General features: G+C 59.9%; 8 protein-coding genes. All 8 read right to left on the reverse strand.

Annotation, left to right across the window (positions count from 1 at the left end):
• Positions 1-163 precede the first annotated feature (163 nt).
• The gene (locus CAG25_RS23760; RefSeq protein WP_085612684.1) at positions 164-2,653 is read right to left on the reverse strand and encodes a fimbria/pilus outer membrane usher protein; all 2,490 of its coding nucleotides are present in this window, start codon (positions 2,651-2,653) and stop codon (positions 164-166) included.
• Between the two features lie 85 nt (positions 2,654-2,738).
• Positions 2,739-3,488: a molecular chaperone gene (locus CAG25_RS23765; RefSeq protein ID WP_085612683.1), complete on the reverse strand. Its 750-nt coding sequence runs from the start codon at positions 3,486-3,488 to the stop codon at positions 2,739-2,741.
• 72 nt (positions 3,489-3,560) lie between these two features.
• On the reverse strand, positions 3,561-4,148 hold the full coding sequence (locus CAG25_RS23770; protein WP_011334439.1) for a fimbrial protein: 588 nt from the start codon (positions 4,146-4,148) through the stop codon (positions 3,561-3,563).
• A gap of 109 nt (positions 4,149-4,257) precedes the next feature.
• Entirely contained in the window at positions 4,258-4,905 is a 648-nt protein-coding gene (locus CAG25_RS23775) for a response regulator (RefSeq protein ID WP_085612682.1), read from the reverse strand.
• Between the two features lie 22 nt (positions 4,906-4,927).
• Positions 4,928-8,089 carry a hybrid sensor histidine kinase/response regulator gene (locus CAG25_RS23780; RefSeq protein ID WP_085612681.1) on the reverse strand — a complete coding sequence of 1,054 codons (3,162 nt, stop codon included), beginning with the start codon at positions 8,087-8,089 and terminating at the stop codon, positions 4,928-4,930.
• Positions 8,090-8,176: 87 nt separating this feature from the next.
• Complete coding sequence (locus CAG25_RS23785) at positions 8,177-9,364, reverse strand: EAL domain-containing protein (protein WP_085612680.1); 1,188 nt, start codon at positions 9,362-9,364, stop codon at positions 8,177-8,179.
• Positions 9,351-12,161, reverse strand: coding sequence for an ATP-binding protein (locus tag CAG25_RS23790; RefSeq protein WP_085612679.1), 2,811 nt, complete (start codon positions 12,159-12,161; stop codon positions 9,351-9,353). Before CAG25_RS23790 ends, CAG25_RS23785 begins: the two co-directional genes overlap by 14 nt.
• A gap of 93 nt (positions 12,162-12,254) precedes the next feature.
• Positions 12,255-13,259: a fimbrial protein gene (locus CAG25_RS28915; protein WP_085644029.1), complete on the reverse strand. Its 1,005-nt coding sequence runs from the start codon at positions 13,257-13,259 to the stop codon at positions 12,255-12,257.
• Positions 13,260-13,531: the final 272 nt, after the last annotated feature.

Raw genomic sequence — 13,531 nt, forward strand, 5'->3', positions numbered from 1 at the left:
CGAGGCGCGGCCTTCGCGAGCAATCTTGCTCCCAAAGAGATCTGCGGCTGACATGAATGTGTGCCTGCCACCGATCAAATGTGGGAGCGAGCCTGCTCGCGAAGGCGGCTTTCCAGCCAGCAGAGAGGGGGCGGCTGACACCTCTTCGCGAGCAATCTCGCTCCTAGTTTTGATCCGGGCGACATACCAACGATGCGCGCTCGTAATTCAACGCCTTGTCACGCTCGGGCAGTGCATACGACGCCTCGCAGCGCTGGCCTTGCCAGTTGATGGTCAGGGTGCCGGCGGCGTCCGCGACCAGCGCCAGTGCCTTGCCGCTTGGGTCGGAGATCGCCAGTTGCTTGCCGGCGGCGTCTTCCAGTGACGCCCCAAACGGGATTGGCTGGTGCTGCACATCGAACAGGGCGAATTGCACCCGACGCCCGGTCTTGCTGGCATAGCGCGCCAGTACCACGGCACCACGGCGCGGTACCACTTGCCGGGTGGCGTTTTCAATTTCGAAATCACCGCCCAGATCGCGGGTGTCGAGGCTGATCCAGTTGACCCGATACGGCTGCGCGTTGGACACCACCGCATAACCGTTGCCAGCGGTTTTCGCCCCGGAGAAGCTGGCGATCTTCACGCCTTCAACGCCCTCGACCTGTGCCAGCGCGAACGTCTCACCGACGGTCTGCCCGAGGTTGATGCCGCCCGCGTGACCGACAATCGAACCGGCAACATTGAGATTCTGCGAGTTGTAGCCACGGCCCTGGCTGTAACCGGCACTGATGTCCATCACCGACGTTCGTGTGCTGATATTGGCCGAGCCGGTGCTGCCGCCGGTGCGGCTGTTGCCGCCTTGTACCGAGTAGTAGGTGTCGCTGTCTTCGGACAGATAGCCGTTGATGCCGACCTGGGTACTGCTGGTGTCCTTCTGCGAGCTGGCCGAGACGAAAGCGCGTGGCGCGCGGGGTTTCGAACCCAAGGGAAACGACACTGAGAGATTGAACAACGTGTCGTTGTTCGCCGGCCCATAGTTGGCGACATCCTTAGTGTAAGTCGCGCTGAGGTTGTAGCTGACATCGCCCCAATAATTGCTGTAACCGGCCGCCAGGCTTTGCGAACCGCCTCGTCCCCAGTAGCGCTGGTCACTGGCATTGAGGTAAATACTGCCGAACTGCTGGTTGCGCCCAAGGCTCTGGTTGACGGTCAGGTCAGTGCGGGTTTTCGAGTTGCCGGTGCGCTTCTGGCCCTCGCTGTTCAGCTCCTCGACATGTTCGCTGAAGGTTCGATAGCCCTCGGTCGAATAGCGGTAAGCGGCGAGGGTGAAGTTGGTGTCGGTGCCGGTGAACGTCTTGGCGTACAGCGCGCGCAGGCTGTTGCCCTTGACGGTCTGGGCAAATGTGCGGCTGCTTGAGTGGGTCAGGTCCAGCGAGATCGCACCGATCGCAGTGTTGCGCCCGGCGCCAACGGAAAACGCCTGGAAATCTTCGCTGGCCTGGGTGCCCACGATCGCCGACAAATTGCTGCTGACACCGTAAGCCACCGTGCTGCTGACGAACTCCGGCGATTGCTGATCATCGCTGTTGCTGTTGTAGCGGCCCGCCGAAACGCTGTACTTGAGTTGCCCCTCGCGCACCATGATCGGCAGGCTGGAAAACGCCTGCACCGTGACCCGGCGCCGACCGTCGGCTTCGATGACGGTGATTTCCAGATCGCCGTTGGAGCCGCTGGGATATATGTCGCTGATTTCGAACGGCCCGGGTGGCACGTTGGCGGTGTACAGAATGTAATCGTTCTGGCGAATCTCCACGGTCGCGCTCGATTGTGCGATGCCGCGAATCACCGGCGCATAACCGCGCTCGCTGTCGGCACGCATGCCATCGTCGGAGGCCAGTTTCACGCCGCGATAGCGCACGCTGTCGAACAGGTCGGCATCAGAGAAAATGTCGCCGGCGCTGAACTGGCCCTTCAGCGCGGTGACGTCGTGTTGCAGATAACTGCGATTGCTCTTGAACGTGCTCGGCCGACCGGTGCTGCTGTTGAAGTTGGACTCGTTGCGCAAGCGCCAGCCGCCGAGGTTGATGCCGTTGCGTAGGCCGACGTTATTGGCGATCGTGGTATCGACGTCGGTGCTGTTGCGGTTGCTGCTCACCTGATAGTTGATGAACGCTGCGGGTACACCTTCGTCCCACAGCGCCGGATCGACATAACCACGGCGGCCACGCTCCATGGCGCTTTGCGGCACGCTGACCAGCAAGCGCAGGCGCGGCACGTCATAGCGCACGGTGGCCTGATCGATCAGCGCGGGCAGATCAAGGCAGGTGTCGGCGGCGGCGCTGTCCAGTTTGCCGCTGGCCTGCAGCTTGCCAAGATCCACACCCAGTTGCTTGAGCATGTCCAGCGTCAGGCAGGCTTCGACCTTGTGGCTGTCGGGATGGTGGCGAAAATCGATATCGCGACGGCCGACCAGGGTGTCGTTGCCATACAGGTCGACCCGATAAGTGCCGGGGAGAACCTGGCTGCCGGCGAGGAGGGTCTGCAGATCGACGGCAGACGTCGCGCCTTGCAGAAACGATGTATTGAATTGTTCTTCGCCATCGGCCAGGCAAGTTGTGCTGACGACCAGTGCAACCGAAAACGGCGCCAATCCATCGCGCTTTAAAAAAAACATGCAGGAACCCTATATCACCTCCGATACGAACTAACGGAGCGAAGAGAAATACAGTGAAAGTGCGGCTGATAAAGCGGCACGCGAGTTATGGCGATTCTTTATCAAGGCTGGCGCTAACTTCGGCGCTGCCGGAAAGTTGCGCGAAATAACGGTTTCGGGCGCCGTAGTCGTTGATGCTGCTGAATGACAGTTGCGCAGAACTGGCCGCGTTGGGTTGTTTGAGTGCGAACTCTTTTTGTTCGCCGGGCGCAATCATCATCGAATCGAATGGCTTTTCGCTGCTGGCGCCCGCTTGCATTGTTATATCGGCAATCGATACGTGATAGAGCCCTGGATTGTTCACCACCAACATGCTTTTGCCGGCGCGCTCGATCAGTCGCCAGCGCAACTCGGTCGGCGCTTGATAGGCTTTGTCTGGCAAACCGGCGGGGCGAAAGAACACCTTGATGCGCTGACGCACCGCCAGTTGCAGGGTGTTCGCGGTTTTCGCAGATTGAGGGATCTCCTGGACATTCAGCCACACCACTGACTCGCGGTCGCCGGGCATGCCGGTGCCTTCGTAGATAACCCGCAGAATCTGTTGTTGATCGCCGCTGACCCGCACCAGAGGCGGGGTGACGGCGAACGGCGCTGAACCTGCTTCGTCGCTGTCGGTGTCGACCCAGGACTGAACCAACACGTCTGCACCGCTGTTGCGCACTGTGATGCTGGCTTCTTTGTGGTTGCCATCGAAAATCAGCCGGGTGCTGCTCAACGAAATGCCGGCCATGGCCTGATTGACGGCGAACAGGCCCAGGAGGCCGACGCACAGGGATAGGGAATGACGTAGGAACATGAACAATTACCGCGCAAAGTGAAGGGAAGTGCAGGGCCGTTGCGCCCCGCACTGGTTCGATGAATCGCGCGATTATTCGTATTGCAGGGTGAACGGCAGGGTCGCATCGCCGCGACCGGCGACCGCCAGTTTCGGATCGACGGTGGTCACGTAGGCGGCCGAGAATTTCAGCGTGGTGTTGCTGTCTTGCAGGGTGTTTTCAATCCGCGCGGTGGTTGGCGATGTCAGGTCGATCACCGCGCCGTTGGAGTCAAGCAGGGCGATGCCGATGCCTTTTGCCGAGCCCAGGCCGTCGATTAGTTTCAAGACCTTGGTGCCGGTTTCGATGCCTGAACCTGCGCCCTTGGTCGGTTCGAAGATCATCGCCACCTTGGTCCCGGCATTGCAGTTGATCTTCATGTCGAAGTTTTCGACGCTCAGGGTGCCGTTGCCTTTCGGCGCGGTGGCGGTGCCCATGTCCTTGATCGACACTTCGCCCATGTTGACCGAGATTGTCTTGTCCTTGCCGGCGCCTTCGACCGAGCAGGCATCGTTGTTGATGGTACCTGTGAAATTGATGGTGCCGCTGCCAGCCTTGGTTGGCGAAACAGGATCGGCCGCCAGAACATTACCGGCAGCGAAGATCGACAAGGCGAGAAGCGTGCGAGACAGCTTTTTCATGTTGCTTTTCCATTGGTGGGGTTAAAGCAACACAATAAATCGCGTACTTGCGCTGGAACATCAGACGATTCCTAGATGCGCGGCAAGTCATGCTGAAGTGCGCAATTGTCTAGTTGAACAAGTTGCGCTCGATGCAATAAGTCATTAACTCCTGATCGCTGTTTACTTCAAGTTTTCGCATGGCTGAAACTTTCTGTGTACTGACTGTTTTGGCACTTCGGTTAAGTCCTCGTGCTATTTCATTGACGCCTTGTCCTTGCACAAACAACCGCAGGATTTCATGTTCTCTGGGCGACAAGCGGGCAAAGCGTTCATCCAGGTCCGCGCTGTTGTCCAGCACCGAAGTGGGTGCGGGTTGTTTGCTGCGAACCGTATGGCCTTTGGCAATGGCTTTGAGCGCCACTTCTATTTCAACGTGCAACTGGCTTTTCTGAATCACCGCCAGTACACCCAGTTCCTGCAGACGGGCCAGGATCAACGGATTGGAAATCATGGTCAGGACCAGCACCCGCACCTGGGGGAAATGCCGGGTCACATATTCCACCAGCTTCAGTCCGTCACCGTAACGCGAGTCACCGGGCATGTTGAAATCGGTGATCAACAGATCCACCGGCTGGGTCTTCAGCAAATCGATTAACTCATCGGGGCAAACGGCTTCGCCGATTACGCTGAAGTGGTGGTCACGCTCGACCAGTTCCCGCACCCCCAGCAGGACGATGGGATGATCATCGGCGATGACAACATTGAAGGTTTCCATGGGTGCTTTATCCAGAGTGAAATTATTCAAAGGCATCGAGCAGGTCGCTCAGGCGCGCCAGTTGTTGACGCACCTCACCGCCCAGCGCCGGGGTTACGGCCATGCCGGTCAGGCAACATTCCAGTTCGACGAATGCGCTGGCCAGGGCCGGGATCTGCACCGCGCCCAGTGCCCCGGCCATGCTGTGCAGTTGCCGCGCGACGCTGTCGGCATCGGCTGCGTCGAGCGCGTTGAGGGTGGTGTGAATGTCGCGGCGCAGGGTTACGACAAACAGCTCGCGCATTTTCGGCGAGAGCGTCGGCGGGGTATCGGCGACCGGCGCGACAGCGATATGGCAGTGGCTTTGCAGTTGCGCACGCAGCGTCGCCAAGTTCAGCGGTTTGACCATCCACGCGTTCATGCCGACGGCGGCGCAGCGCTCGCCTTCTTCGCGCAAGGCATTGGCAGTGACGCCGATGATCGGCAATGTCGCATCCTGCTCGCGCAGTGCTGCGGCCAGTTGATAACCGTTCATGACCGGCATGTTGACGTCGGTCAGCAGCAAGTCGAAGCGCCCCGGTGTCCAGTGCGCCAGAGCCTGTTCGCCATTGGTTGCGACAACCACCGAGCAGCCCAGCGCCTCCAGTTGTTCCTTGATGATCCCCGCGTTGATCGCATTGTCCTCGGCCACCAGCACGCGCAGATTCAGCGCTCGGGTGTTTGCCTGCCGCGACGGCGTGCGCTGCTGACCGGCGCCGTGCACGGCGAGGGCAATCGCCCAGCCGATCGCGCGCACGTCGTCGGCATCGACCTGCCAGTCATTGCCGCTCACCTGCGCCGGGTTGGGGCCAGCGGCAATGGCGACGATTCGCCGGCCAGCGAAAGCTGTAGCGCTGGCCAGTGGTGCAAGATCGACCAGCAGCGCCGAAGGCGGCGGCAGCTCGTTGGTCACCAGTCGACAGTCGAGGCCAAAGCGGTTCAGCCACGCCATCAGATGTTGCGCCAGTTCAGCGACTGGCGCACGCACGTAGACGGCGGGGCTGTCGGCGCCGATCGCCGGGCAATCGGCGAGGCTGCCCGGTGCGCAATCGAGCATCAGTTGCAAGTTGAAGCAGCTGCCTAGTCCCGGTTCACTGACCACGTTCAACTCGCCGTGCATCAACTCGCACAGCCATTTGCAAATGGCCAGACCGAGACCCGCGCCGGCATGACTGTCGGCTTCGTTGACTTGGTAGAAAGGGTCGAACAATTGCTGTTGCTGCGCCTGGGAAATGCCCACGCCCGAGTCGCTGACCTGCCACTGCACCCGGGCTCGACCGCTTGAGTTTTGCAGCACACGAACACGCACGACCACACGGCCGTTATCGGTGAACTTGATCGCGTTGCTAAGCAGGTTGTTGAGGATCTGGCGAATGCGCTGCGCATCACCGAGCAAGTGATCCGGCAGTGCTGCATCAATGCAGGCATACAATTGCAACCCTTTGCCGCGGGCAAAAGCGGCGTAGCTGCGCACCACGTCTTCGGTCAGTTCCAGCGGGCAGAACGGCTGAAGCTCGAGGTTCATCTGCCCGGCCTCAATCTTCGACACATCCAGCACATCGCTGATCAACTTGAACAGACTGGCCGACGAGCGCTGAATGGTCTCCAGATAATCCTGTTGGCGTGGGGCGAGGGCGGTCAGGCCGAGCAGCTCCAGAGTGCCGAGCACGCCATACAGCGGCGTACGGATTTCATGACTCATCGTCGCCAGAAACCGGCTCTTGGCCTGATTGGCCGAGTCGGCGGCCTGACGCGCGACTTCCAGTGCCGCGGCGTCTTCCACATGTCGGGTGACGTCGTGCAGCGCACACAGCCAGGCATCCTGACCCTGATAACGAGTGGCGACGAAAGCGACATGCAAATGCCGGCTGTCTATCTCCAGTTCGGCATGACCATGGCCAGTCGCTGCCTGCTGGTCAAGCAGGCTGATCAGTTCGCCAGTGTCGTGCCATTGCTGGGCGAGCTGGTTTTCCAGCAACACCTGATGATCGCGGCGGCTGATCACGCACAGGCCGGTCGGCGCGGTGTCGATGACCGCACGGCTGAAGGCTTCGCTTTCGGCGATGCTGGCGTGGGCAGTTTGCGCGGGGAGGATAACGCGTTGGGTGTACCAGCGATTGAGCGCGCGGCCACTGCCAAGCAGCGCCAGCACCAGTGCCAGCAGGCATAGCAGTGGCCACAGCGCGTAATCGAGAAAACTCTGCACGCTGATCACATAGATCGCCGTCCAGCGTTGGTCGCCGGGGCTGGTCAGCTTGAACACCAGGCCGTCGCGGGTCAGGTTCGCGCCGTCATCGAGCACTTGGTCTGGCTTGAGCGCACCGATCAACGCTGTGCCGTTGGGCGTGATCAGGGTGAAATCGTCGTAGATCGACCACTCCATCAAACGCTCGATATTGTTGACCTGGGACAGTTTCAACAGCGAGCCGAGCAGCACCCAGGAGTTCGCCCCCTCAATCCTCAGCGTCGGTTTACTCAGGTTGATCCGCACGTAAGCCAGCAGGCTCGGGGTGCCATCGTTTTCCTGCTCGAACGGGTAGGGAGCCCAGTGCACTTGCTCTGAAGTCTGTGCGTGGCGCTGCATGTTCATTTGGGTCATGAGTTCGACGAACCGGCCGACCTGCGTTGGCCCGGCGCCGCGCAAACGGCCGGTGGCAGGCACGGCGATATCGTAATTGTCCGGCCCGTTGAGCAGGATCACCTGCGGAGACTGGTAATGCGAGGCTGCCCAGAAGGCGCTGTAGTAAGCTGCCAGATAGCTGCCGAGGACAAACACCTTGGGGTGTTGGCTGGGGGCGATTCGCTCCGGATCGATCTTTACGCTGAACGGCAGCGAAAACGGCAGCCCACGGCCTTCGTAAATGTTCGGCCCTTCTTCGGGCAAAAGCTTTTGGACAACAGGCGGCGTCACAGCCTCGGCAAAGTACACACCCTTGGCGCTGGCCCTAGAGATCGCGTCGAGAAAGGCCTCCTGCTCGCGAATGTTTTCCATCAGTCGGGCGAAGTGGAACTGCAGGGTATCGCGCTGTTCTTCCACCATGCGCTGCACGCCCAGATAACTGATACCCAGCAACAGCAGCGCAAGCGCGCCGAGGATCAGTAAGCCCTTGTTTAGGCGCTGCGAGCTGTTGGCAAGTTTTTCCAGCAGGGCATTGGGGTGCGGCATCAATACGCTCGGTCGATAAAAGTGGGTAAGCGTTTGAACACGGCTGACCTCGATGGCAAGTGGTGGTCGTCCGCCGCGAGCTGCAGATCACCAGACATTCGCCGGTCCGTCATGACAGAGCAACTGCTGGAACTGTTCCGAAGACACGGCGTGGGAGATCAGGAAACCCTGAACCTGAGTGCAGTCGATTTTACGCAACAGAGCAAGTTCCTGCGCGGTTTCCACGCCTTCGGCGACCACCGTCAGACCCAGTTGCCGGCCCAACGTGACAATGCTGGTCAGCGCCTGCGCCAGTTCGGCGTTGCGGTTGCAACCCTGTACCAGCGCGCGGTCGATTTTCAGTTCGGTGAAAGGGGCCGAGACCAGGTTCATGTAGGAACTGTAGCCCTTGCCGAAATCATCCTGTGACAGGCCGAAACCCTTGATCCTCAAGCGGCAGGCACCGGCGTAGAAGTTGCTGATGTCATCGGGCACCGAGCACTCCATCAGCTCGAAACAGATCCGCGCCGGCAGCCCGTCGTGGTGCAGGACAAAAGCGAGGATGCGATCCGGCAGGTCGTGGCTGTTGAGCAGGTGCGTCGGCAGGTTGATCGACACCGGAATGTCATAGCCCTGCTGGCGCCATACCGCTTGGGCGGCCATTGCCTGTTCCAGTACCCGCCAGAGCAGGTGCTCTTCGAGATCGCAGGCGATCAGCGCCGGTAGAAAAACTCCCGGCAACAACGTGCCGTGTTCCGGGTGAGCCCAGCGTACCAGTGCTTCGGCGGCGACGATGCGACCATTGTCCAACGCCTTTTTTGGTTGAAACCAGGCTTGCAGCTCACCGTTATCCAACGCCCGTACAAGGCTCTGGCGGTCGATGCCAGCCTGCGTGGCGATCGGCACGTCCTGACGCAGCGCCTGCAACTGGTCGATCAGGCAACGCAGGGCGGCGCTGTTGACCGGTTTGGAAATCAGCCCGATGACTTTGACCTGCAGATTGCTCGCCACCAGGCTCGCGCCCATCAGCATGCGCCGTGAGGCGGCGCTCATGATCGCCAGTGCCGGGCGGGAGGGCTGCGCGGCCAGGCCCTGAATGAACTGCACGCCATCCATGCCCGGCATCAGCAGGTCGGTGAGCACCAGGTCGAACTCGCGTTTTTTCAGGCGCCGCAAGGCTTCTTCGCCGTCCCTGGCAAACTCCAGATCGAAGACGCCCAACTCGTTGAACAGGTTCTGCAAGTACAGATGCTGGAACGGGTGATCTTCGACAATCAGCAGGCTAGGGGACTTCATGAGCGACTCGGTGGTAGGGAGCCAGGACGATCGACAAGGCTCTTAGCGTAAAAGGTTTGATCAGGCAGTGATTCATGCCTGCGGCCAGACACAGCGCCTCTTCGCCGCGCAGGGCGTTGGCGGTGGCGCCGATGATCGGCGTGGTGCAGCCCAGTCTGCGCAGGGCCTTGGCCAGTTCATAACCGTTGAGGCGCGGCATGTTGACGTCGCTGAGCACGACATCGAAGGTGTTGGCCTGCCATAGCGACAAGGCCTCTTCGCCATCGCTGGCCAGCGCCACCGTGCAGCCGAGTTCTTGCAGCTGGTCGCGCAGAATCAATTGGTTGATGGCATTGTCTTCGGCGACGAGAATGTGCAGCTGCAGCGGCGCCAACGCCTGGGTCTGTGTCTGCTGATGCTCGATAACGGCGCCGCCCTGAGCTTGGCGCACAGCCTGGCGGATCGCGGCCAGATCGTTCAGATTCGCTATCCAGCCGTCGACTGTGCATTGCGGCTCACAGGCGCCCGCGCCGCTGGCCAGCACGCGTGGCCCTGACCAGCGCAGTTCGCTGTGCTGATCCATCGGCACCGGATACAGCTCAAGCAATACGCCGCCGTCGGCAGGCGCGTGACTGGCCGGCGCGCCGACGTGCGGGCGAGCGCCCCAGCGGCGCAGCCAGCCAGCGAGGCTGTCGGCCAGTTCGCGTACTGGCGACACCAAATAAACGATGTCGCCCGCCAGTTTCGGTTGTGTTTCAGGCGGCGTGTTGCCCGTGCGCTGCTCAAGCGGCAAGGTCAGGGAAAAACTGCTGCCCAGCCCCGGTTCGCTGACCATCTGCAGGGTGCCGTTCATCAAATTCGTCAGCCGCAGACAGATCGGCAGGCCCAGCCCAGTGCCCGCAACGACGTGGCTGTTGCCTTGGGTCTGGTAAAACGGCTCGAAAATAAATGTCTGATCATCGTGGGCAATGCCGCGCCCGGTGTCCGATACCTGCCATTGCACGCAGACGCGCTCGCCTTCGCGGGACAGCACGTTGACCCGCAGCACCACGCGTCCGGAATCGGTGAACTTGACCGCATTGCTCAGCAGATTGTTGAGGATCTGCCGGACACGACTGATGTCGCCGATCAGGCTGTCGGGCAGCTGCGGATCGAAGCAGGCATAGAGCTGCAAACCTTTGCTCTGCGCCGCCGCCGCGTAGCCCTGCACAACCTCTTGGGCCAGGGCAACGATGGAAAAGTCACTGAGTTCCAGCGCCAGTTGCCCGGCCTCAATTTTCGACACGTCGAGCACGTCGCAGATCAATTGCAGAAGGGTCGCGGACGAGCCTTCGATCGCGCGCAAGTAGCTTTTCTGCTGAGTGTCGAGCTGAGTGCGAGCGAGCAGTTCGAGAGTTCCGAGCACGCCATACAGCGGGGTGCGGATTTCATGGCTCATGGTCGCCAGAAACAGGGTTTTCGCTTCGTTGGCAGCATCGGCCGACTGCCGCGCCTGCTCCAGCGCCGCTTCGATTTGCCGGCGCGCGCTGATGTCGCTGAAGGCGCAAAACAACACGTCTTCGCCCTTGTAGCGGGTCGGCGCGCAACTCAGGTACAGGTGGCGACCGTCGGCGGTCTCGAAATAGTCGGTCAGGCACGGCGCGTGTTCAGCAAATGCCGCGCGGATCCAGCCGCGACCCAGTTGCTCTCTGCACGCGCCCAGCCATTGCTGCGCGAGCGTGTTTTCCAGTACCACCTGAGCGTCGCTGCGCCGCAACACACAGAGCGCCACCGGAGCGGTCTGGATCACATCGCGGCTGAACAACTCGCTTTCCACCAGCGCCTGAATCCGGTGCAGGGTCGGGGTGATGAAGCGATGCTCCAGGCGCCGGATCAACAGCCACACCAGACTGATACTCGCCTGACAGAACGCCAGCGCGCCGAGCATTTGCGGCCACAGGGCCCACAACACCGCTAGCAAGTCGATGGAGTAGGTCAGCTGCCAATCCGACGATTTAAGTTGTTTGCGCAATACCAGTTGCTCGGGCAGCCAGCCTTCTCCGACGAAACCGAAGAAATCCTGCTGGCGCAGCAGCGGCAGATTCTGCCCGGGCGGCGGTTTGTGGCTGTTGCTGAATAACGGCATGCCCTGAGAATTGAACATGGTGAACTCGCCGGCGCTGTGGTCGCTCAAGGCAGTGGCCACTTCACGGTCGTCCATTTCCAGGCCGAGCCAACCGGACTCCAGATCGCGTTCATCCAGACGAATGAAGATGTACAGCTGCGAGTGCCCTTGCCAGTTGTGGGTCAGCCAGATTTCTTTCAAGGCACTGTTGTTGCCGTGCTTGAGGGTTTCCAGGCGATCAAGCATCTCGTGCGGAAAGTCGTCGGCCATGGGCGTCGTGTTGTACAAGCGCCAGACCTGGGCTTCGGCGCCGCTGCTGACGTACAGCAGATTCAATTTGCGCGCTTGCAGATAGTCGCGCATGCGCTGGGTCAGCCAGATGCTCCACTGCTTGCCCGGTGTTTGTCCGAGCAGCAGACGGATCTCCTCTTCGGATAGCGGCGCGCTCAGCGCGGTCTGACGGGTCGCCGACAGACTCAGGCTTTCGAGCAGCGCTTCACGGGTGGTGAAAAACGTATGCGCCTCGGCGATGGCGCTGCTCATGTAGCTGCGCCGCTGGGAAATCTCACTGTTGAAGGTGAACAGCAGGAAGCTGTACACGCCGCCGAGAATGCCCACCAGCAACACCAGCGCGAAAATGCGCAACAAGCGTCGCGCCGCGTGGGGCGTGGACAGCACCGGGCTGATCTGATGGAGGTAGTTCTTCAAGCGCATCCCGGCACAGTAGGGCGGGCCGGGCACGACGAAAATCAGACAATTCCTAAAGAGGGGGGGCGAACAATCGGCTGTGGCAACGCGTTAATGGATTCACAGGTAACTCATGACAAAGGCAATCGTTGCGTTGGCTGATCCGGCGCGCATGCCCTTGTCAAACCCGCCATTGCCAGCTGTTTCAGCAATGCGAAAGTATCGGGCGCTCAGGGGGATTTTCAAGTTGCCTCCCGCAGTGGGATAGTCCGCGAACACATAGCTTTGATGTAAAACCAAAGGCGTTCCATCCGTGTTGAGTATTTGCAAGGCCAAACCCTCAGCAGTCGAATCTGCACTCAGCTTTACGATGCCCCTCGTTGAATTTTGCGAGGGAGAAGTTGAAGTAGGCTTGAGTGTATAAGTTACTTTATTAATGCCTGATGGACAGTTGTTGAGGCTTATGTCGAATTTGACCGGTTCAGAATAGGCTCCGTTATTGGCGAATATACTGATGTCGTGTGATCCCATGTCTACCTGGATATCAGGCGTTTCACAGGATTGAGGTACGATCGTTACGCCGTTGGTCGCCATTGTCATTGGTGATACACCGTCTGCATGGAAAACCCCAAGTGTACCTGCCGGGATTTTCTGTACACCGATTACATCCGCTATTTTGAATAGTCGTAGCACGTGTCTTGTGGTGTCCCATCCGTATCCACCCGCTTCTCGCCGAATGCCCGGATAAATGGGTATGGTTACGTTGTCTTTGAAAGACCACTGCCATGCAAGTCCAGTGGTTCCTATCGCGTAAACAAGGTCGCCCGATTTAGACACGCCGACGTTGTTCAAAACACCATATGAAAACTCGTTAGTGCATTTATATGAGCTGGGCGTAGGGCCGAGTGTGATTGGCGGACTTTCATATATTAGGGTGCCGTTAGGTGTGTCACGAGGAATGGAAAGTGTAGCGGGTACTTGCATAGTGAGAGTTGTTTGATGATGGTTTGGGTAGAACGAGCAATTAGCCGCGCCCGCGTAGCTGGACGCGAAGAGCAGCGTCAGGCACAGCGTGTGAATCAATTTCGTGATCGGGGTAGGGCGCTGCGGTTGGAAACGCTTCATGAAGAGGGCTTTACGTATCGGCCAATGAGCGGCGTACGTTAGCCGCGACACTCAAAGCTGGACATCAGGCGATTCCTAGAAAGCACCGGCGCTCTTCACATCGGAATGCGCTCCCCTGTAGGGGTAAGCCTGCTCGCGATGGCGTCCTTTCATTCACCATCAACGGTGCGGCTGATGGCCTCATCGCGAGCAGGCTCACTCCTACAGGCAACGCTTTCCAACGCCTACCCATCGCCCAAACCAAAGCCACTGGTCATCTGATTAGCAAGCCC

The organism is Pseudomonas sp. B16(2017) (assembly GCF_002113205.1).
Lineage (GTDB): Bacteria > Pseudomonadota > Gammaproteobacteria > Pseudomonadales > Pseudomonadaceae > Aquipseudomonas > Aquipseudomonas pharyngis.